The organism is Candidatus Jettenia sp. AMX1 (genome assembly GCF_030263775.1).
In the GTDB taxonomy this organism is placed as follows: domain Bacteria; phylum Planctomycetota; class Brocadiia; order Brocadiales; family Brocadiaceae; genus Jettenia; species Jettenia caeni.
Window position 1 is genome coordinate 18995 of sequence record NZ_SZPP01000017.1, and the last position, 23177, is coordinate 42171.

The 23177-nt window shown below is 42.5% G+C and carries 15 protein-coding genes and 1 riboswitch; of the genes, 10 read left to right on the forward strand and 5 right to left on the reverse strand.

All coding sequences use genetic code 11. The features are described 5' to 3' along the window. The first annotated feature begins 21 nt into the window (after window positions 1-21). The 4 genes from FBQ94_RS07015 (at window position 22) to FBQ94_RS07030 (ending at window position 5463) form a co-directional block, all read left to right on the forward strand. Window positions 22-396: a response regulator gene (locus tag FBQ94_RS07015; RefSeq protein WP_007221052.1), complete on the forward strand. Its 375-nt coding sequence runs from the start codon at window positions 22-24 to the stop codon at window positions 394-396. Window positions 397-403: 7 nt separating this feature from the next. Next, the gene (locus tag FBQ94_RS07020) at window positions 404-1147 is read left to right on the forward strand and encodes a response regulator (protein ID WP_007221053.1); all 744 of its coding nucleotides are present in this window, start codon (window positions 404-406) and stop codon (window positions 1145-1147) included. 249 nt (window positions 1148-1396) lie between these two features. Continuing rightward, window positions 1397-1532, forward strand: a riboswitch (cyclic di-GMP riboswitch). 583 nt (window positions 1533-2115) lie between these two features. Then, entirely contained in the window at window positions 2116-2418 is a 303-nt protein-coding gene (locus FBQ94_RS07025) for a hypothetical protein (RefSeq protein WP_285442067.1), read from the forward strand. A 54-nt stretch (window positions 2419-2472) separates the two neighbouring features. Continuing rightward, the gene (locus FBQ94_RS07030; protein WP_007221056.1) at window positions 2473-5463 is read left to right on the forward strand and encodes a DUF7948 domain-containing protein; all 2991 of its coding nucleotides are present in this window, start codon (window positions 2473-2475) and stop codon (window positions 5461-5463) included. A gap of 329 nt (window positions 5464-5792) precedes the next feature. Here FBQ94_RS07030 and FBQ94_RS07035 read toward each other — a convergent pair whose 3' ends face one another. Next, the gene (locus tag FBQ94_RS07035; RefSeq protein ID WP_285442068.1) at window positions 5793-6269 is read right to left on the reverse strand and encodes a hypothetical protein; all 477 of its coding nucleotides are present in this window, start codon (window positions 6267-6269) and stop codon (window positions 5793-5795) included. Window positions 6270-7010: 741 nt separating this feature from the next. Continuing rightward, entirely contained in the window at window positions 7011-8345 is a 1335-nt protein-coding gene (locus FBQ94_RS07040; protein WP_007221059.1) for an APC family permease, read from the reverse strand. A gap of 94 nt (window positions 8346-8439) precedes the next feature. Between FBQ94_RS07040 and FBQ94_RS07045 the strand changes: the two genes are divergently transcribed. From FBQ94_RS07045 to FBQ94_RS07055, 3 genes are all read left to right on the forward strand, one after another. Further along, window positions 8440-9375, forward strand: a complete 936-nt coding sequence (locus FBQ94_RS07045) for a tetratricopeptide repeat protein (protein ID WP_007221060.1) — start codon at window positions 8440-8442, stop codon at window positions 9373-9375. 202 nt (window positions 9376-9577) lie between these two features. Next, window positions 9578-10879 (forward strand): anhydro-N-acetylmuramic acid kinase, encoded by a 1302-nt coding sequence (locus FBQ94_RS07050; RefSeq protein WP_007221061.1) that lies wholly within the window; start codon window positions 9578-9580, stop codon window positions 10877-10879. A 682-nt stretch (window positions 10880-11561) separates the two neighbouring features. Next, window positions 11562-14585 (forward strand): MXAN_5808 family serine peptidase, encoded by a 3024-nt coding sequence (locus tag FBQ94_RS07055; RefSeq protein WP_007221062.1) that lies wholly within the window; start codon window positions 11562-11564, stop codon window positions 14583-14585. 132 nt (window positions 14586-14717) lie between these two features. Here the strand turns inward: FBQ94_RS07055 and sat are convergent, their stop codons facing one another. Genes sat through FBQ94_RS07070 form a run of 3 tightly spaced genes read right to left on the reverse strand, consistent with a single transcriptional unit; the run spans window position 14718 to window position 17896 of the window. Then, window positions 14718-15887 carry a sulfate adenylyltransferase gene (gene sat, locus FBQ94_RS07060; protein ID WP_007221063.1) on the reverse strand — a complete coding sequence of 390 codons (1170 nt, stop codon included), beginning with the start codon at window positions 15885-15887 and terminating at the stop codon, window positions 14718-14720. A 3-nt stretch (window positions 15888-15890) separates the two neighbouring features. After that, window positions 15891-16223 carry a hypothetical protein gene (locus FBQ94_RS07065; RefSeq protein ID WP_007221064.1) on the reverse strand — a complete coding sequence of 111 codons (333 nt, stop codon included), beginning with the start codon at window positions 16221-16223 and terminating at the stop codon, window positions 15891-15893. Then, window positions 16220-17896, reverse strand: coding sequence for an adenylyl-sulfate reductase subunit alpha (locus FBQ94_RS07070; protein WP_007221065.1), 1677 nt, complete (start codon window positions 17894-17896; stop codon window positions 16220-16222). The genes FBQ94_RS07065 and FBQ94_RS07070 overlap by 4 nt, the downstream gene beginning before the upstream one ends. Before the next feature lie 514 nt (window positions 17897-18410). Between FBQ94_RS07070 and FBQ94_RS07075 the strand changes: the two genes are divergently transcribed. The 3 genes from FBQ94_RS07075 (at window position 18411) to FBQ94_RS07085 (ending at window position 22824) form a co-directional block, all read left to right on the forward strand. Then, complete coding sequence (locus FBQ94_RS07075; RefSeq protein ID WP_007221066.1) at window positions 18411-19808, forward strand: FAD-binding oxidoreductase; 1398 nt, start codon at window positions 18411-18413, stop codon at window positions 19806-19808. Window positions 19809-19914: 106 nt separating this feature from the next. Further along, a complete protein-coding gene (locus FBQ94_RS07080) occupies window positions 19915-21102 on the forward strand; it encodes a pyridoxal phosphate-dependent aminotransferase (RefSeq protein WP_007221067.1) in 1188 nt (395 codons plus the stop codon). A gap of 378 nt (window positions 21103-21480) precedes the next feature. Beyond that, window positions 21481-22824 (forward strand): DNA recombination protein RmuC, encoded by a 1344-nt coding sequence (locus FBQ94_RS07085; protein ID WP_007221068.1) that lies wholly within the window; start codon window positions 21481-21483, stop codon window positions 22822-22824. The last annotated feature ends 353 nt before the right edge of the window (window positions 22825-23177 follow it).

Here is a 23177-nt window from a genome sequence, read left to right on the forward strand (position 1 = left end):
TTTCATTATAAGGAAAAGCATATGTCCGATAAAAATGTAATGGTTGTTGAAGATAACGAAAAAAACAGAAAACTGATGCGGGTAATACTCAAAGCAAAAGGATATAATGTGATCGAAGCAACTACAGGTGAAGAAGCATTGAGTATATTAAAAAATCAAAAGCCGGATATCATTCTCATGGATATCCAACTTCCGGGAATCGATGGTATTACCCTTGTGAAACAAATCAAAGCAGATATAACCACAAAAGATATCCCGATTGTTGCCGTAACTGCTTATGCTATGAAGGGAGATGAGAAAAAAATCTTAAGCTGTGGCTGCGATGCTTATATTAGTAAACCCATCAATACACAAGAATTGCCGCTCACGGTTGAAAAATATATAAAAAAGAGCTGAGAAAGACATGAATAAGCCTAAGATATTAGTAGCAGATGACATTAAACAAAATGTGAAGTTATTACGGGTGATTTTGACCGCATTCGAATATGATGTGATCGAGGCATACGACGGCGAGGAGGCATTGGAAAAAGCAAAAACAGAAAATCCGGACTTAATACTGCTGGATGTTATGATGCCAAAGCTTACAGGGTATGAAGTATGCCATAAATTGCGCGAAGACAGGAAGACAAAAAATATACCAATCATAATGATTACAGCCCTGCATGAAACGGATGACAGGATACAAGGGATTGAGGCAGGAGCTGATGATTTTATCAGCAAACCGTTCAACAAAGCAGAATTACTTGCCAGAGTAAAGTCACTGTTACGGATGAGACATATAACTCCCCCACGTGATGAAATGCCGGTATTGGACTCCATTCTATCCGATCTGACAGAAGGGGTAATCGTTGCAGACAAACAGTGGAAAATTAAGAATATCAATCCGAAGGCTCAAGAGCTTTTGAATATCCATGAGGCGGATATGAAAGACAAGGACCTAGCAGCATATTTATCCAATAAGAACTTGTCGATACCTCTTGATACGGTCATGGGTGCAGGAGAAAAAATAACTGATTTTCAAATATTGCCTCCGGGCATTCAAAACGCTTCGCATGTAAACGTTAGAATGACAAAGATATTTGATGAACATGCAAATGTCATCAGTATCACCTTAGTCTTAAGGAAAGAAAATAATCATACTATCTGAGAAAAGACGGCGCCGGCGTAGGGCAAGGCTTTAGCCTTGCGGAAAGCAAACCTAAACAGGTTGTCCAAAAATGCACAATGCAAAAAATCGGGTATTAACATTCAAGGACTTATGACACGAAAATTTGCTAAAATATCTATTCTCAGACAGCCTCTATGTATTCTCCTTGAAAAACAATTCCCTTCTGAGTATAGTGTTAAAACATTATACGTTTCACAAAGTATCGTTTTTGTTGCTATATTATAGGCATTGCGATAAAGGTAAACCTTCAGCGATGAGGGGGCGCAAAGGAAAGGGTCTTGTAATAGTGAACAGTGTCAGTATAAGTAACAGACGCTTACATTTATAATTGACACGATAGAAACAAGATGGCCTTACTACCGAAGATATTCTTCTTGAATATTTGGGCAGTAAGGCTTTTTTTGTTTCCAGAAGTTATATGAATCATAATGAAAAAACGGAGTCAGTGTAGGGCAAGGCTTCAGCCTTGCAGAAGGCAAATCTTGTGCTCTCCCTGGTCATGGGAAAATACACAGGTTTTGAATTTGCACAAAGGGTAGGCGAACACAAGGTTCGCCTCCATATGCATCAAGCTAAAGGCTATCCGAGGACTCTCGAAACAGAGTTTCCGGGCAATTGTGTACCCATACAAAGTTTGGGAACAAGCTACTAATTTAAGTATTGCGATAAGACTAAAGAGGGTGGCACAGACAAACCGTGTCCCCGTACGCCTTGAACGGGGACACGGTTTGTCCGTGTTGTTCGAATACACCCGTGGATAGGGAATATACCACACTGACAAACAGAGTTTGTCTGTGCCACCCAGGAATAAGCTTACAGAGAATAAAAATTTCCAGAGAAACGCCCCCGGCAAGACACCTCTTCATGGTATTCTAAAGATGTGGGTAAGGATAAGCTAGAAAATGGAGGGATGAGGGATTTCCCTCTTTTTTAAAGGGGGATTACGGGTGGTTTGTTATTCTCCACCGTTTCCACATGTTAGCTTGATGCATATGAGGTTCGTCCCTACCTCTGTCTTGCACCGTATTTTGAATAATCAGGAAAAAATTAGCCTCAGGGGGTATCAGGAGTTTGGAACAGGAGTTCCACATCTCTTGTGCTATGGCTTTAAAGAGGAGGGGTTGGAAATGAACAGGCAGGTGAGGATATATAGTTGCTGGTTGATGTCCATGTTGTTTCTTTTATCCGGTGTACTAAACAACTCTATGACTGCATATGGTCAACCGGTGCAGTCAGAAAAGCCGGTATAGGATCAATCAGGAAGATATAATGATACTGCAACTTCACAAGGAGTGGATGAAGCCGTGAAGGCAAAGGTAGAGGAGAACTATGGTAAACTACCCCTGTATTTCATCCAAAATGATGGTCAGGCAGATGAAAAGGTACGGTTCTATGAAAGAAGCATCGGACATACAACATCCTTTACATCAGAAGGGGTACATCTTTCCCTCACTCCGGCATCCCAATCTCCCCTTTCTCATGAATCCACTCAATTTTCCCTTTTTTATAAATTCACCAATTCTCCTCCGTCTACCGAATCTCTCCCTTCTCATCCATTCACCAAATTCCCCTTTTCTAAAGGGGGACACAGGGGGATTACGAAAGATAATAGTCCTCACAACCCCCAAAGAGAAACACGGACAAACCAGTTTGTCCATGCCACCCAACCAGAAACTATCAAACTCATTCCCCTGGGCGCCAATAAAGACCCTCTAATCATCCCCGAAGGGCTACAAGAGGCAAAGGTCAATTATTTTATTGGTAAAAACTCAGAAGACTGGAAAACAAATATTTCCACCTATCAGGCAATCCTCTATAAAGATATTTACCAGGATATCGATATGAGATTTTACGGGAATAACCGTCAACTGGAATACGACATCATCGTCAAACCGGGTGCAAATCCATCACGGGTACAGCTTTCTTATCAGGGCATAGAGGACTTGAAAGTAACAGAGGAAGGCGATCTGGAGATAGCACTGAAAGACGGTAAGCTCATTCAGAAGAGACCTTACGTGTATCAGGAGATAGAGGGAAAGAGGGTGGAGAGAAAAGGGGCGTTTAAGGTTTCACGGTCAGGGTCTAACGTTCGAGGCCTGAAACACGAAGCCCGAAACTCAAAACACTTTATATACGCTTTCCAGGTTGCATCGTATGACAAACGATATCCCCTTGTTATTGACCCTGTCCTCGAATATTCCACCTATCTGGGTGGTAGTGGTCGCGATCTCGGTCGTGGAATAGCAGTTGATACCGCCGGTAATGTTTATGTTACCGGACGTACAGATTCGTTTGACTTTCCAACAGCCAATGCCCTTGATAAGAAGGGCAATAAAGAAGGCGATGTCTTTATAACAAAGATGAACGCAGACGGCACGAGCCTTATCTTTTCTACCTATCTGGGTGGTAGTGATGGTTGGGATGGAGGTTCTAACATAGCGGTTGATGCCTCCAGGAATGTTTATGTTATGGGGGATACCTATTCGTCTTACTTTCCAACATTCAATGCCTTTGATGAAAGTTACAATGGAGGCGAAGATGTCTTTGTTGCAAAGATAAATGCATCCGGTACGAGCCTTATCTATTCCACCTATCTGGGCGGTAGTGGTGATGAATTTGGTGGTGGAATGACGATTGATGCCAGTGGGAATGTTTATATTACCGGGGAAGTACGCTCGGGTGACTTTCCAACAGTTAATGCCTTTGATGACAGCCTCACTGGATTTGCTAGTATCTTTGTAACAAAGATGAACGCAGACGGCACGAGCCTTATCTTTTCTACGTATTTTGGCGGCAGTAAGGGTTATTATCCCGACAGTGGTGAAATAGTTTCTGGGATAGCAGTTGATACCGTTGGGAATATTTATATTACTGGAGGGACAAGTTTGTATGACTTTCCCATAGTCAATGCTGTTGATGCAGATCTCATTGGATCGGAAGCCTTTATAACAAAGATACTCTTTGTAACAAAAATACCCTCCGATCTGCAGGTTCGCTATACCTGCAATGAGGGCGGTGGAACGATGGTTACAGACTCCTCGGGCAATGGTAATAATGGCATAATCGAAGGCGCCACATGGACAACAGGGAGAGAGGAAGGCGGGCTCAGTTTTAACGGGATTGATGACTCTGTATCTATCCCTCTGATAAATAATGAAGAGCTATCCGTCTGCGCATGGTTTTATAAAAATGTCAATGATACAACGAATACCGATGCCATATTCGGCGGGGCAAGATGGAATGCTGATCCGCAACTTCGGGAGGGGTTTGATGTGCGCTTTATCCCCAGCGCTCCTGATACCTTGAGATTTGTCCTCACAACACAGGATACAAGCGGAGTGAGAACAACAAAGGAAGCCCAGGCAAAAGCGCTCAATTCAGTTGGTAGCTGGCACCATGTTGCAGGCGCCTATAATAAAACGACAGGTGAACAGAAATTATATATCAATAGTCAACTCGTTGATACGAAAATACATCCGGCAGGGAACACAGCCGTACCGTTATCTTATTCCGAGATGAATATAGGATATTCAAAATACGGGACAGGATATTTTAACGGTATCATCGATGACGTCCGTCTTTACCGGCGAGCCTTGAGTGACAAGGAAGTACAAGGCATATACCATGCCGTTACCTCAGGCATGCAAATGCACTATACCCTTGATGAAGGGACAGGAACGATTGCCCATGATGCTTCGGGCAACGACAATCATGGTGAAATACAGGGTGCTGTATGGACAGCAGGAAAAAGCGGTAACGGGTTAAGCTTCGATGGGGTTAATGATTCTGTATCAGCGCCCCGCATGAATCATGATGAGATTTCCCTGAGTGCATGGTTCAGGAAAAACGCCAATGATACAAGCCGTGCCGATGCCATATTCAGCGCGCTAAGATGGAGTTCTGACCCGCAGCTCCGGGAAGGGTTTGATGTGAGGTTCAGTCCTGGTAGTCCTGATACCTTGAGATATGCACTGGTAACCATGGATGGGAGTGGAAATAAAACAACGAAAACCGTGAAGGAGAATTTAGTCAACTCAGTGAATACCTGGTATCATGTTGTCTGTACCTACAACATGGCTACCGGGAAGCAGCATCTGTATGTAAACGGGCAGTTGGTTGATACCGATACCCATCCGGCTGGAAATACGATTGTGCCATTGACCTATTATGATGATATAAGAGTGGGCTATTCACGATATAAAACAGGATATTTCAACGGCCTTATCGATGAAGTCCGCCTTTATCGGCGAGCCCTGAGTGACCAGGAGGTACAGGAATTGTATACGAATAACTAGCATAAGACATTTTCATAGGAAAAAATTTTATTAATCCGGGAGGCATCCCTGGTAACTGCTTAGAGTAAGGCACAAAATCGAGAATAAGAGAAAACCTCAGGGCAATTGTATCAGAATAGGAATTGTTCAGCCCGTTTTGGGTGGCGCTGACAAACTTCGTTTGTCAGCGCTTTTCTTTTTCCTATCCCTGTGTGCATTCAGACAGGGAAGGACAAACCCCAAAGGCATCAAGCTAAGAATAGTGTTCCATAAGAAAGGAGGTATTTCCTTGGAAAAAGAACAACGTGTATCCCTGTTCCCCTCTAATCACCATTTAAAAAAGCTTATCCTTATCCACAAGTTGGGTAGGGATCGAAGGCAGAAGCAAGGTAAACCACGAAGTACACGAAGAAAGAAGGACGTAGAGACGCAAGATGCCGCATCTCTCCTGATATTGCATGGATAAAAAGCAGAGAGAGAAGAATACCTAAAACCGTAACATTGAATTTCCAGAAAGAATCATCTGGCAATGCAGGCATTACAAGAGAAGCGAAGTATGTGATGGTATCAACCCACCCCTCAATCCCCTCCCAAGAGGGGACTTTTATACTCCCCTCTTGGGAGGGGTTAGGGGTGGGTTCATTCTCCTGGAGAGGCGCAACATCTTGCGTCTCTACAATTGGGGTAGGGGTATGCTGTTTCCTCTCGAGAAGGAATCGATCATAAAAAGAATTTATTGAGACAGGATGAACAAAATTATTATTTTTATCTTGTTTATCCTGTCTCAATAATGAGAGGGACCAAGAGATGTGTTTTGGGATCAACAAAATTCTTTGACTCTCCCCACATCAGGAAATCCTTGTTTGTATTGAGATTTGGAATTCTCCTATTCTTCATGTGCTTCATGTTCTTTGTGGTATTTAAAGATGTGGGTAAGGACAAGTTTTTAAAGGGGAGAAGAAGGATAAGTTTAGAAAAGGGGAATCAAGGGGGATTACGGGTGGTTTGTTATTCTTCGCCGTTTCCACATTTTAGCTTGATGCATATGCGGACGAACCCCATTCCTGTTCAAGACATACAGGGACAGGGTTTGTCCGCGCCACCCTTTCCGGATAGTATTGCAAGACTTCAAATTTTAGCTTAATGCAGATAAGGCAATGCCCTACCGGTTACATTTGACGCGATTGTCCTGGACTAAGGGGTAGGTTAACACCGCCAATCGCTTGCGCTTCCGTTGGTTAATCACAATAATATAAGCCCGAAGGGCTGATATGATTATAGACCGCGAACAACCATGATGAACAACCCCGAAGGGGTGAAATGATGATGGAGAAAACACTGCCGCCGTACAATCAAATCCCAAATGTATGACATCTCAACGCAGGTTTCCTATGTCACCCCTTTGGGGTTGAATGGCTTTTTTTGCTTTTTTCTATAATCATGACATCCCTACGGGATTGGGCAGGAAAATGAAAGGAGAGGCGCAAGATTTTGCGTCTTTACAACCAACAAACACAAAATCTTGCGTCTCCAAATCTTGCGTTTCTACAATCTTCCCAAATTTCTCTTTACTTTTTCCGCTCATTATCGTTATGAACAAAAGCTAAAACAGCCCTCCACAGCCACTTCTTAAAATAAAAAGGCAATAATATGACCATAGCTAGCGCGGTAGCCGCTATTACCTTCAGTTCCACGTGGCATATTAACCATCCGCACACCATTAATGCAAAAACAGGAACACAATATCCGCCTGGTATCCTGTAGCTCCTTTCCCGTTCAGGCCGGTATTTTCTCAAGATAATGACTGCCAAACAGGTTGGGATATATTGAAGAATACTTACCATAACACTTGCTGAAATGAGATATCTGAAACTGCCTGTCAGAGTTAATACTAGCGTTAAAACAGTAGTAACAATAATAGCCACATAAGGGGTGTGATACCTGGGATGTATTTTGGAAAACATTTCCGGAAAAAATCCATCGGCTGAAAGTGCATAAAGGCTGCGGGGGCTGGTCAGGGCAATGCCGGCATTGACGCCTCCAATAGAGAGTAATGCTCCTGCCCCGATAATTACCCCGCCTGTTGCCCCCATAAAATATCTTGCAGCATCTGCCAATGGCTTGTCAGACGTGGCAAGGCTGGGGAATGCGCCGGCGGCCACGATCTGAATAACAACATATAAAACAGTGACTATCGTCAGTACAAGAAATAAAACGCGGGGGATGTGTTTCTGCGGATGCTGCATCTCGCCAGCGGGCACAACTACAAATTCAAACCCAGTATAGGCATACAGGGCTAGAATGGCTGCTACACTAAATTGTCCACTATTATGAGGCGGAGCTAAATTTTGTCCATTGATAAAAAACAAACCCACGCTGATAAAGATACATAAAGAGAGAAGTTTCCCCAGGGTGAAAAAATTAATTGTCCTTGCCCCCGGTTTCACTCCAAAATAGTTAATAATACTCAATCCCGCCAGGAATATGATGACAATTGCATTACTCAACCACCTGACCTCTGATGGTAGAAAATATTTCAGATAAAGCCCAAACCCGCTGGCAACTGATGCCCATCCGATAATCGATGAGAACCACATTACCGAGCCGACCAAAAACCCCACAAATGGGCCAAAGGCATCCTTCGCATAAAGGTACGCCCCGCCGGTTGCAGTATACATCCCTCCCATTTCTGCAAAACAAAGGGCAATAACGAAGCAAAGCGCCCCGCATAAGGGGAATACCCATAGAGCGCCGGTCCCTGCCAGGCTGAAGAGTTGTCCCGGTAATAAAAAAATACCAGCCCCTACTACACCGTTAATGCCAAGACAAATTACATCAAAAAAACCCATAGTCCTTATCAAATGAGGATTGTGCATCTGAGATTGTTTTGTCTGATAATTCATAGTTTCGGATTGACGAATATCGAATTGTCTATATAATAAATCTTTACTGTTTAGTATACCTTATACATTATCTTTATTAAAGAAAAGGATTTTTATGGCACACGTTACAAGAAATGTTTTTTTCTTAGTTTCCGCCCTCCTGTTTTTATTTCTCTCCTGCGGTAATTTCGGTTGCAGTAAGCAAGAATCCGGCACAGAACAGGCTTCATCAGGCAAGTTCGAAGGGGAAGCGCCTTCTGTTCATAAAAAAGCGAGGCTGGATGAAGAGATTGAAAAAAACAAAAAGCTGCTGGAAATCAATCCAAATGACGCAACGGGCCATTATAATCTGGGTCTACTGTATGAGGAAAATGGTATGCTCGATGAATCTCTTGCTTCATACAAGAAGGCGTTAGAAACAAATCCTTCGATGATAGAGGCTCTTATCGGCCAGGGCAATATTTTGAATAAAAAAGGGAAATCCGATGAGGCCATTTCAGTCTTTAAAAAGGCCGTCGACATGAGCCCGCATCACGCAGAAGCATACGAGGGGTTAGGGCTTGTGTATGTTCATAAAGGACAAGCTGAAGATGCAGTTAAGGCTTTTCTCAGGGCTATCGACATAAATCCTGGTCTTGTAAACGCGCGGTATAACCTGGGTATTCTTTATGCAAAAAAGGCACAATTCAATGAGGCTATTGCAGAATGGACAAAAGCCATCGAGATTAATCCGCAAAAAATAGAGGTCTATTACAATCTTGGCGTCGGCTATACAAAATTGGGGAAAATGGATGAGGCGATCTCTGTGTGGCAAAAGGCTTTGACAATACGCCCTGATATGGCAAATCTCCACTATACGATAGGACTGGTATATAAAGAAAAGGGTGACTTTGAGAAAGCAGAGGCATCTCTCAAAAAGACACTCGAAGTAGAGCCTAACTTTGTAGAGGTACATAAAGTCCTTGAAGAATTATATCGTTCAAAAGGAATGCTGGGAGATGCAGACCGTGAAGCGGAACTCTACAAAAGTCAGTCTAGTCCGCATCACTAAACCGGGGTATGAAACTCTATACCATAGGCCTGTATAAATTTTAGAGAGATTTTTATTTTTGACAGGATAGACAGGGTGAAAACAGGATACACACTCCATCATATCTTATTCATTCTGCCTATCCTTTGTGCTATGTATTCATTTCCCCTGAGACTAAGGTACTGAGTCTCGTTAAAAACGAAGCCCAACCTACGTTCAAACAATGCAGGAACTTTTACAGCTAAAAGACAAAAACCCTAAAAGGGTTATTGGGCTTATGTCCGGAACATCAGTAGATGGCATAGATGCCTGTCTGGTTGAAATCTCAGGAAACGGCATACAGACAAAAACACATATCCTGGCCTTCGGGACCTATCCTTACCACGAGTCTACGCGTGCCGCCATCTTCGATGTTTGCAACCCTAAAACCGGCACGGTTGATAAAATCTGCCAGCTCAATTTTTACCTGGGTAAACTCTTCTCAGAAGCAGCAATATCTGTTGCAAACAAAGCGCAAATCTCTATCACAGATGTCGATCTCATCGGTTCCCATGGTCAAACTATCTATCACCTGCCAAATCCCGTTACACAGCAAGACTTGCCCATATCTCCGGGAAAGCGAAACGATGGAGCGGGGTGTGAATACTTTTCAACAAAGCTGTTTTCAGGGTGCAATACCATACCGTATACTACCCAATATCTTCGTTCAACACTTCAAATCGGAGAGCCTTCTGTTATCGCGCAGGAGACAGGTGTTACTACCGTAGCCGACTTCCGCCCAAGAGATATGGCCGCTGATGGGCAAGGAGCGCCTCTCGTGCCATACGCAGATTTCGTCCTCTTCGGGGATAAAACACGGGGACGTGCCTTGCAAAATATTGGAGGAATTGCCAACGTTACCTTTCTCCCCCGCAATTGCACTCCGGAGGATATTATTGCCTTTGACACGGGTCCGGGCAATATGATTATGGATCGCATCGTGGAGCTTATCACGAACAATACATCTCATTTTGATGAAGGAGGTATACTTGCAGCAAAGGGCAGGACTCATGATACACTTCTGACTACACTCCTTGCTCATCCTTATTTCCTGAAACCGCCGCCAAAAACTACAGGCCGGGAGGAGTTTGGAAAACAGTTTGCAGACGAACTCTATAAAAACGCCCTCTGTTCTGGTGTAAAAGAGAGCGACATCCTGACAACAGTCACAGCCTTTACCGCGCGTACCATTGCGGATAGCTACAAACGATGGATTGTAACCCGCCATAATCTATCTGAAGTAATCCTTTCGGGAGGTGGAAGCTATAATGCTACTTTGATAGAAATTCTGGCCCATTATCTTGGCCCATCGATTGAGATACATACCATCGACAAGTTCGGTATTGCACCCAGCGCCAGGGAGGCCCTCGCTTTTGCCATTCTGGCCAATGAGACGATCTCCGGGAATGCTAACAATATTCCCAGTGCTACCGGTGCAAAGGAGGCGGTTATTATGGGAAAGATCATACCGGGAAGAAAAAGATAGGGTGACAATCCATCTCTCGCGATTAGGTAAAATAAGGTAACGGATTTTTTTTATTAATTTAATTGTATAGGAATTTTCATTGTATGTAAGCAGTTTTCAGGGCAGCACGGACAAACCCTGTCCCTGTATGTCTTAAGCAGGGATCATTTGTCCGTGTTGCCGTCTTTAACTTGATGCGTATGCCTTGTAGCCTTTCTGGTTATGGAAAAACACATCCGTTTTGGATTTGCATGATCTACGGTGGTTCCGCCTGTCATTCCCGAAAGCTTCCCTGTTTTTACGAGGACAAGTTTATCAGGAATGACAAATGTGAAACAGGGGAATGGCGGAAAACACGCTCTACTGTGCGGATATAATATCACCTTCTTTTATCGGCTTCCGTCTTTTTGTCTATTAAGATTTATGCGTGGTTGTTACGTAATTCCGCTCCTTAGTATTTCCTTGATAAATATCCCATATCCCCTTATACTTAATACGTTAGAAAAATAAACCACACCGGTTATTGAAATAAAAAATCCCCTGTGTTTTTACTGAAATAAATAAAAATTTTTATGACTTATATGTTTTATTATAATATGAGTTTTATCTAAGGAGTAAAACTTTCACAGCGTCTGATACCTTTATCACAACATGAACAATTGTGGTTAATTTGAAATAGTATTTTTGAACAAAAGGACACCGCATGAGATTAAAATTTTCATCTAAATATTTACTGGCAACACTCCTCTTCTTATTCTCAATAACGTGTTTTTTCTTCACCTTTAGTAAAACATTTGGTTTAGAACCCTATTTTGAAAAACAGAAAGAGAAAGAAGATTCAAACTACAAGTTCCGCCTTTCAGGGATTGTTATGTCCTATATTAACAGGCTCTATGTAGATCCCGAACGCATCAAGTCTTTAGAAATGCTAAAAGAGGCCCTCGCATGGGAAGAGAAAGTAATTCCTGAAGTCTTAACCAATTTTGAAGAAAACACTGTCACCGAAACGATTACGGTAGATGATATCTCAAAAACATATGATTTGTCCAAAATTCGTCGCTCTAAGGATATGGTAGAAATCCTGCGGGATGCCCTGAGTTTTATCAACAAATACCGTCAAACCGATGGGAACCTAACCGCCAGCGATATTGAGTACACAGCGATCAATGGGATGCTTACCCAATTAGATCCGCACTCTGTTATCCTTCCGCCGAAAGAATTTAATGAGTTTAAAATTGGCACTACGGGAAAATTTGGCGGACTCGGAATGGTGGTTGGCTTACGGGAAGGCCAACTAACCGTTATATCTCCCATCGAAGGTACTCCCGCCGCAAGGTCGGGTATTAAGGCTGGCGACAAGATTATTGAAATTGACGGAGAATCCACCATTAACATGAACCTTACGGAGTCTGTCGGAAAATTACGGGGAGATCCCGAAACTGAGGTAACACTTTCCGTTTTAACTGAAAAGGCAGCGCAACCAAAGCTGTATACACTAGAGCGTGAAATCATCGCTATTCCTACCGTTGAGTCTGCGCCTGTAGATAATGAAATCGGTTATATAAAAATAAGAAATTTTCAGGATGATACCTCCCAATCTCTCAGTGAGCATCTGAAACGCTTAAAAACATCGCATAACAACAAGATGAAGGGATTAATCATCGATTTGCGGAACAATTCAGGCGGACTTTTAGATCAGGCAATAGAGGTGGCGGATAAATTTCTCGACAGTGGCGCTATCGTCGTAACGGTTGGTCCCAGCGGTCATCCACGAGAGGCGCAAGATGCAAGAAAAACCGAGACAGATGAGGCCTTCTATCCTATTGTAGTGCTTGTCGACGCAGGAAGCGCTTCCGGCGCAGAGATCGTTGCAGGAGCGCTCAAGGAGAATAATCGTGCTGTGATTGTAGGAGATAGAAGCTTTGGCAAAGGCTCCGTTCAGCAACTTATTGAGCTTATGGATGGTTCGGCATTAAAATTGACCATTGCCAAATACCTTACTCCTTTACTCACCGATATTCAATCCGTTGGTATTACACCGGATATCCAACTTATTCCGGCAACTGTTTCAAAAGATAATGTTAATTTATTCCGGGGCCTTACCGTCCTTCGCGAAGAAGATCTTAAACAACATCTTGAAGAACACCCCAAAGGTGAAACCTCGTATGCTACACTCAAATATTTCCTGGAAACTACTGAGAAGAAGAAAATCCACGAGATAGAACCAGAAGAGCCAGAAGAGCTTGATGATCCTTATAAACTCCCTGATTTTAATAAAGACTTTCATGTTCTCTTTGCCAGGAAATTACTCGCGAGAGCCTCTGAATGGGAACGGGAAACGTTCTTAAAAAACTCTCTGCCTATTGTGGAAGAAACAGCCAGACTGGAAGAAGAGAAAATAGCACAGGCGCTTCAAAAGTTAGATATTGACTGGTCAAAAGGCACAAGTTCAGGAGTAGCTAAATCGAACGTTACTTTTTCTACCGCACCATCAAATGGACAGGTTAAAGCCGGTGATAAGATAACTCTCACCGTAAATGTGACCAATACCGGTGAGGCGCCACTCTATCAACTGCATGGTATTTCATCGAGTAAGAACGGGCTTTTCGATAAGCTTGAGTTTATTTTTGGGAAAATAGATAAAGGAATAACGAAATCGTATACAACAACAATAGATGTTCCCAAAAATTCGCTGGACCGGAAAGATGAGATCGTTATTAAGTTTGAAGAATTAAACCAACACAACCCTCAGGATATTAAGTTAAATATTGTTACGGAAGCATTGCCCAGACCTCTGTTTGCCTATTCCTATCAGATCCTGGATCATGAAAAGGATGCATCTGTAAATAATGGAGACGGGTTAATTCAGACAGGGGAGGATATTGATTTGTTCGTGTGGGTAAAAAATATAGGGGAAGGCCCGTCTGAGAAAAATGTGGTTACTTTAAGAGATTTAAGCAACAAAGAAGTCTTAATAAAAAATGGACGAGTGGAAATCGGGGCATTAAACCCGGGAGAAAAAAAAGAGGTAAAATTATCGCTCTTTGTTAAAGAGACAATACCTTCGGGTAATTTCAGTGTGGATTTAATTATTTCTGATATGATTTTTGGAACGTTTCTATCCAATAAGCTTAATCTTCCTATTATTGGAAGCAAATCGAAGATAACACCGGTTACTACGAACCTGAAAATAAAGAAAAATCATACGCCTTTGTATGGAGGCATGTCGTTTGATTCTCCGGTCTTATCTGTAATAAAAGAGGGTACCGTTCTGGTATCTGATGCGAAAAATAATGAATGGCTCCGTATAAAATTACCCGACGGCCGATACGGATGGCTCTCGGTAAAAGATGCCGCCGAATTAAATGGCAAAGAAAATAAACCAGGTAATTTAGATCCCTTCATACAGCGGACGCCCCCAATAATCACCTTAAATAAATCCTTATCAAATTTATTATTCGGGAACGATCAATTGCCAATATCCGTGGCCATAGAAGATGATATACAGGTGAAGCATGCCTACATCTTAGTCAATAATGATAAGGTCTTTTTCAAATCTAATAGAAATGCCACCCCAAAAGAACAAATCCGGCTTGAGATTGCTAAGGATGTCCCGCTAAAGGAAGGTCCTAATGTAATAACAATAGTTGCACGTGATAATCAAGACCTGATTACCACCAAATCTTTTGTCGCAACAAGAAGTATAACCGTTGCAAAAGGGTTATAGCATATTTGCAGGGAAGGTTCGATCGTAAATCGCAGAGAGAATGCGGAGAAAACAAAAGAGTAAAAACCTTGGTTTTTACTCTTTTGTAATCTTTGCGACCTTAGCTTTTTCTGCGGTAATAAGCTTTTCTCTCTATTTTAACTTTTGATAATATTCGCTCAATACTTTTGCTACCTCTGCTCTGGTAAAGGTGGGAGGAGGAGCCTCTCCGGAGCTTAACATCCTGCGAACTTCTGTTCCGCTTAAAATAACGTGATTGGCTGAATCGTGAGGGCATGTTTTGTAAGAAGCCATACCATTACAAGACTTACAGTAAAACGTGTGGTCAAAAAATAATGGTGTAATTCCTATCTCATGAATATCAAATTCATCAAAGATATAATGGGCATCAAACGTCCCATAATAATTACCCACACCAGCGTGATCCCTACCTACAATAAAATGTGTACAACCGTAATTTTTCCTTACGAGCGCATGGAAGATTGCTTCCCGCGGTCCTGCATACCGCATTGCAGCAGGAAAAACGGCTAACATTGCCCTGTCTTTGGGATAATATTTTTCTAAAAGAACCTCGTAACTCTTAATCCTTACATCCGCAGGAACATCATCGCTTTTTGTTTCCCCTACCAAAGGATGCAAAAGAATAGCGTCTACAACTTCGAGGGCGCATTTTTGGATATATTCATGGGCGCGATGCACCGGATTCCGTGTCTGGAATCCAACAACCCGTTTCCAGCCTCTTTTTACAAAAAGGGCTCTTGTCTCTGCCGGATCTAACCTGTAAGCTGAAAAATCACCAGGCTTTGCCCTGGTAACGACACTAACCTTGCCGCCCAAAAGATAATCACCCATTTTGTACACGCAATCTACACCGGGGTGCTTTCTGTCATCCACACCGTAGACCTCTAAAGATTCTTTTGGCTTATCATGATGAAAAATTTCTTCCAGATGGAGAACGGCAATAACCTCATTGGCCTGGTCAACAAGGGCAATATCCTTGCCTGGCTTAAGGCCTTCAACCTCATCCTTCGTTGCTGAGAGAGTAATCGGAATTGACCACGGCAGACCATTCGATAAACGCATATTATCTACCACGTTATCATAATCCGCTTTGCCCATAAATCCTTGCAGGGGGCTCATTGCTCCAACGGCAATCATATCAAGATCTGACATCTCACGAGAGCTAAGCTGGATTTTTTTCATATCATAATGCATAGCCTTATCCAACAGTATCTCACGCTCCTCCATGGATACAATCCTATTAATGAGTTTCCCCCCATGCGGAGCAATGTTCTTAACCATCTTTTATGTATCTCCTTTCAAACACTTTGCCTGAATAATAAATTCCTCTTGATGCCCATCGGCATCACGGATCGTCCAAATCGTTTTATCACGCTTCAACCGTGCTTTCAGGGAAGCGCCGCTACTACAGACCTGGAAAGGCAATTTTAGCTCAATTGCCTGAACAGGACACTCCTTCACACAACAGGCGCATGTCCAGCAAGCCGACTGATCACGAATTGCCGCTTTCATATTTTCCTTACGGTAGCATAGATCTCCCGGGCAAATGCGTTCGCATCGCGCCTCAGGCAATCCTTTACATCCATTACAAATATTTTCATCGATAAAGATACTCATGAGCACAACGGCCTTTCTATCATTTTTATCTCATCTGTATCCGGATTATATACTGAATTAACAAAAACAAGCCATCGGTTATCGTCTTTTCCGGGATAATCTAACCGTGTCTGATAGCATGCCCATCGCGTCTCCTTGCGGTAGATCAGATGCTCTACCAATACCCTTGCGACATCAATCCTATCAATACATTCCAAAGCCTCAATCAGATGATAATTATTTACTGCTACGATATCTTTTCTGTGTTCTTTTAAAGGTTTTAGTAATCGCCTTGCCTCGATCAACCGCTCTTCATGGAGCGCGTAACTCATAGAGACACCACCTGCAAACTCATCCATAATCTTTTGAAGGCGTTCCCTTACCTGCTGCGGTGATATACCAGACTTTTTCATGAGAGGGGCAAGGACTCTGGCTTTCTCTTTTTGGATTATTTCATCGTCTACATCTTCCAGATTTCTTCCCTGTATATCATCTAAAGCAGTTGCTGCGGCAATACGTGCTTCAACCCAACTTCCACTTACGTATTTCTTTGGCGCCCCGCCTGCTACCTCTCCGACTGCATAAAGGCCTGGTATGGTTGTCCTTCTTTCTTTATCTATCCAATATCCCGATTGGCAGTGACCACCAACAATAAAGGGCTCTGTCCCCTGTACTTCTACAGGTCTTTTTTTTGGATTCATACCTTCGCTTGCCCATAAAAGAATAATTTGAGGATTCATACTTAAAAAATCCTCTTTTAATCTCCTCTCCTCTGCTTCACTTAAAGTTGTCGTATCTAAAAAGCACGGTCCCCGACCCGCTTTTGTTTCTTCCACCGTAGCAAGGAGCCTGTGCTGGGTGAGACATTTATTCCCGCCCAAATGCTTGTAATAGAGCTCCAGATAATCCTCTCCGCGCGCATTGATTTGCCGCGAACCCGCTCCGACGGCAATCGTACCTGTTGGCGCATGTACGTCTTTTACCCGTAAGGCAATAAACCGATTCTCAAAGCTGGTCATTTCTGCCCCGATACGTATCCCCATGGCATATCCCGTTCCTGCATTCCAGGGACAGTACCACATCAGGTTGCGTGCTTCGCCGGTATTATTGGGCCGGTATATACCAGACGCCCCTCCGGTAGCTACAATAACGGCATTTGCCCGAATTACATAAAGCATACTATCCCTCACCCCGTATCCAAATGCCCCGCAAACACGTTTGCCGTTATATATGAAATTTGTTGCAACAACACGATTGAGCACCTGAGCAGGGGTCTTTTTAACGGCCTCTGCAAGGATGGGTTTTAACCGCTCGCCAAAAATACGGATACTGCGCTTTCCTTTTCTCCGGTACGTACCATCTTCATTCTTCTCAATAGGAAGGCCCATCTCTTCTACATCCTTAACGACCTCATTTAATCCTTGTGCAATACTATACACAAGATCCTTTCTTATAACTCCCTCAAACTGTCGTTCTACAAATGAGACATATGATTCTGGTGTTTGACCGGGGTTTAAATACGCATTAATAGCATTCAATCCCATAGCCAGGCAACCGCTGCGCTCAATATGCGCCTTTTCCATAATTACCACCCGGCAATTTGGAGATCGTTTATATATCTCCACGGCAGCAAAACAGCCTGCTGCCCCTCCACCAATAATAAGTATATCTGTATCTACAGGTATAATGCCCATATTTTCTCGTAAAGTATCACGAATCTCTCATGTATTCAGTATTCTTCTAGTTAAGTAGGGAATCCATAATATTTCCCCTTAATAGTATCGTATTTTTGAATTTTTAAATCATTAAATAATACTTATATTTTATTATCGTGTCAATTCTAAAACAACTCTATTTAACAGGTCTTACTGAAAACCTTTTCTTGTAAAAAAGGGTTATAGCAATTCGATGCATTATTTTCAACTGGAAAAGGATTTGACTTATTTTCCTAAATTTACTAAATTAATACATTTATTGATATGGAATCCACCATTTCTCTATAAAGATATGTTACAGAAAAGATATGTTACAGAGAAATACTAATTTAATTATTGAAAAATAAAATTTCATGCCGCCTTAATAATTTCACTAAGCACTGCAAGCCTTACGTAATTTCCCATGGATATCTTCATTTGGATACAAGAATAAAGTAAATGGTGTAATGCTTGCTAACATGGTTTTTTATGAGGTCATACTACGGAGTTTTTAGTGTCAAACGCCACGCAAACAAAGCTTCACAGGCTTACCGATGAGCTGAATCGGCTTATAGGAAAAGAGAATGTCCTTTATTCCCTTGAGGAACGGATATGTTATGCATATGATGGTTCCAAACAAAAATGCATTCCAGATGTTGTTCTACGGCCGCAAGACACTCAACAGGTATCCGGCATTTTGTGCCTCGCAAATGAGTATAAAATACCGGTTTATCCTCGCGGCGCAGGTTCCGGACTAACCGGTGGATCAGTTCCTATTCAAAGTGGAATGGTATTGGATTTCAGCCGTATGAACCAAATACTGGAAATTATTCCAGAGAACCTTACTGCCACGGTTGAACCCGGAGTTGTTACCCATACCTTACAAAGCGAGGTAGCAAAACATAAGCTCTTTTACCCACCCGATCCTGCCAGTGCTGCATTTTCTACCCTGGGCGGCAATGTAGCAGAATGCTCCGGTGGAATTACCGGTTTAAAATATGGTGTTACCAGAGATTATATTTTATCGCTGGAGGTAGTCCTTGCTGACGGAAGCATTATCCACACGGGCCGTAAGACCTTAAAAAGTGTCACCGGCTATGATCTTACCCGTTTGTTTGTCGGCTCCGAAGGTACCCTGGGAGTTTTCACCCAGATTACCGTAAAATTACTCCCTCTTCCGGAAAAGATTGAAACGCTCTTAGCCTTTTTTACAACCCCCGAGCAGGCAGTGAGAACTGCAAATCAAATTATCTTGAATAATCTACTCCCCAGGGCGCTTGAGTTTATCGATAAATCAAGCATCGACTGTATTCAGGGATATAAACAGGAATTTCAAATACCAAAAGATGTACATGCGATTCTGCTTATCGATATCGACGGGAAAGAGACAAGCGTTAACATAGAGACATCCCTTATAGAAAGAATTATCACTGAAAATCAGGCACTCAAGGTTGTTTCTGCAAAGAATGCCAAAGAACGCGATATTCTCTGGGAAGTAAGGCGTGCTATCTCTCCCGCACTCTATACTATTGCTGCCTTTAAGATTAATGAGGACATATGCGTGCCGCGTAGCCAGATATTAGAAATATTGCAACGGATAGATGAAATCCATAAACGATATCCTTCGCTAAAAGTTGCGAACTTCGGGCATATTGGGGATGGTAACATTCATGTTAACGTTCTCTATAAGGAAAAAGATCAACAAGTAACAGCAAAAAGGATGATTGAGGAGATACTCCTCAATACGATCGAACTCGGCGGAACAATTTCCGGGGAGCATGGCATTGGAAATGTAAAATCGGATTTTATGCCTCTTGAGATACCCCCTCATGAGTTACGTATTATGAAAGATATTAAACAGTTATTGGACCCCAACGGTATATTAAATCCGGGTAAGATGTTTCCATTATAAAAAACAGGTAAACCAATAAGATACAGAAAGATTCATACGGGCATAAGATGGTATTCAAATCAAGCTACAGAAATAAACTTATCATGAGAAAGGGAGATATTTATATATGGCGTTATCAAGAATTGCCAGGGAAGTACATACGTCCGCAACACTTGCCATTACAGCCAAGGCAAAACAACTGGTGGCAAAAGGTATCGATGTAACTAATTTTGGCGCGGGAGAACCAGACTTCGATACCCCGGAAAATGTTAAGAATGCAGCCATTAAGGCTATTAAAGATGGTTATACCAAATACACACCGACTGCAGGAGCGCCCGCATTAAAGGAAGCTATCTGCGAGAAGCTTCTCAAAGATAACCGTCTGAAATACAATCCTTCACAAGTTATCGTATCTGCAGGGGCAAAACAATCCATTCTCAATATCGTTCTCGTAGTATGTGATACGGGGGATGAGGCTATTATTCCCTCACCCTATTGGGTAAGCTACCCGGAAATGGTAACCATGGCAGGCGCTACCCCCGTATTTCTGAAAACTACAGATAAAGAACATTTCAAAATTACCCGGGAATCTCTGGCAAAGGTTATTACACCCAAGTCTAAATTACTCTTCATGAACAGCCCCAGCAATCCCACCGGCATGGTCTATACAGAAAAAGAATTTCGGGAAATTGTTGGTTTTGCTGTAGAAAAAGGACTTTACGTCATTTCAGATGAAATTTATGAAAAAATTCTGTATGACGGGGCGCTCCATGTTAGCCCGGCAACCTTTAGTGATGAATGCTATAAAAGGGTTGTTACGATAAACGGTTTTTCGAAGGTATATTCTATGACCGGCTGGCGTTTAGGTTACGCCGCTGGGCCGGAAGAGGTCATCAAAGCGGCAATAAATATTCAGGACCATACTACATCTGGCGCTAATTCCATTACTCAAATGGCAGGATTGGAAGCGCTCAGGGGTAATCAGGATTCTGTAGATACTATGGTGCGTGAATTTGATAAACGCAGAAAATATATTGTATCGCGTCTTAACAGTATACCAGGAGTATCTTGTTTACTTCCTCAGGGCGCATTTTATGTATTTCCGAAGGTATCTGAACTGTACCATAAGAAAATTGGTGGACAATTCGTAACAAATTCATTCGATTTAGTTAACGTATTACTTGAAAAAGCACATGTTGCTTTTGTCCCTGGCGCTCCTTTCGGATTAGATGACTACATAAGGATTTCTTATGCGACCTCTATGGAATGTATCGAGAAGGGGATAGACCGGTTTGAGAAGTTTTTGAAAAGCTAGCGTTCATAAAAACCAAATCTATAACAATATTTTACACTCGATTTTTTCCAGATTATCAGATAATTTTTAGTAATGAGACTCTTTTTGGTATATAATCTGAAGGTATATATAGATAAATTTACTAGAAGTACGGTATGCCTCAGCTTAACTATCAAATTAACATAAGCAGCAAAAGAATAACTACTGTAGTATTTCTAGCTATAGTATTTCAAGGATGAAATCGAACATATCCTCAATAGAGGAAAGGCTATCCCACCGGTCATTGCGAGGGTATTGTCCGAAGCAATCCTTTGCATGTTTCAGGAGAGATTGCTTCGGAAAAACCCCTCGCAATGACCTGAGTACACCTTCATAGAGAAAATTCTTAGGTATAGAATTATGGAAATTCTCTGGCTGATTGCCGCTCCAATTGCTGGAATTTTGACAGGCGGCGTGATTGTTTGGTTGATTGGCAGATCACATAAGGCAATGCTACACGAACGGCTTGCTCTAGTCCAACAGGATCTGCTAAGCGCCTGTACCGATCTTGACCAAAAGAACGAAACGGTATTTGAGCTTAATCAAACAGTAACACGGTTGGAAACCACGCTTGAACACGAACGGAAAGCAGCCGATGAAAAAGTAGCAATCCTGAATGACGCCACGAAAAAGCTGAGTGACGCCTTTAAAGCGCTTTCGGCTGAAGCGCTGAAGAGCAACAACCAATCATTCCTGGAGTTGGCAAAGATTACTCTGGAGAAGTATCAAACCGAAGCTAAAAGCGATCTCGAACAGAGACAAAAGGCTGTAGAAAATCTCGTTACACCCATTAAACAGTCGCTGGAAAAGGTAGATATCCAAATCCGTGATCTGGAGAACTCCCGTCAGCAAGCATATGGAAGCCTGACGGAGCAGGTCAAATCGCTGATATATACCCAGGAGAAATTGCAATCTGAGACCGGTAATCTCGTTAAGGCGCTCAGAACACCAACAGTACGAGGTCACTGGGGAGAAATTCAACTGAAGCGGGTAGTTGAAATAGCTGGTATGCTCCAGTATTGTGACTTTTACCAACAACAATCGGTGACAACGGAAGAAGGAAGATTGCGGCCGGATATTCTCGTGCGATTGCCTGGGGGTAAAAATATTATTGTTGATGCCAAGGCCCCTCTTCAAGCTTACCTTGATGCGCTGGAAGGCGTAAGTGACGACCATCGTTTATCGAAACTGAAAGACCATGCACAACAGCTCCGGTCTCACATAGTAAAATTAAGCGCAAAATCTTACTGGGACCAGTTTCAGCCTACACCTGAATTCGTAATCCTCTTTCTTCCGGGAGAAACGTTTTTCAGCGCGGCGCTGGAACATGACCCGGCCCTGATCGAAGAAGGGGTCAAACAGCGGGTTATCCTGGCAACGCCAACAACACTGATTGCGTTATTACGGGCTGTACATTATGGCTGGCGGCAAGAGCAGGTAGCAGAAAATGCCCAGAGGATCAGTGAGCTTGGCCAGGAGCTTCATGAGCGTATTGCAACTATGGTTGAGCATCTGTCGAAACTTGGCGGATCTCTTGGAAAGGCTGTAGAAGCATATAATGCAGCCATAGCTTCTTTTGAGGGACGCATACTCCCTTCTGCGCGAAAGTTTAAGACTCTGGGGGCTGGAAGTAAAAAGGAGATAGAAGAAATTTCACAGCTCGATAAAAATACCAGAATCCCTACAGATATAAAGGGTGACTAGCCTCTTAATAAAGGATTTTGGTACTGATATCGTTTGTTAATAATAAGTATAGCTATCTATAGTGATCGACGATTGAAACCAGATAGCATATAGCAGAGACGAAGTTTTGTAAACCACATGCTCTCCGGTATCGTGATCAACATTTACCAGGGAAACACTCACGGAGTCGATGTAGGGCGAGGCTTTAGCCTTGCCAGGCAACCTGAAATTCCCAGGATAAAGGTTTTGCGCAGAAACTGTGAACTAATTGTGAACACAATTCACCAAAACACCCTAAAATAAGCTAAAGCTAATTTTCTCTGTCCTGACTTCCTATCAAATCAAATTCAACACAATCACATTACTTTACCGTA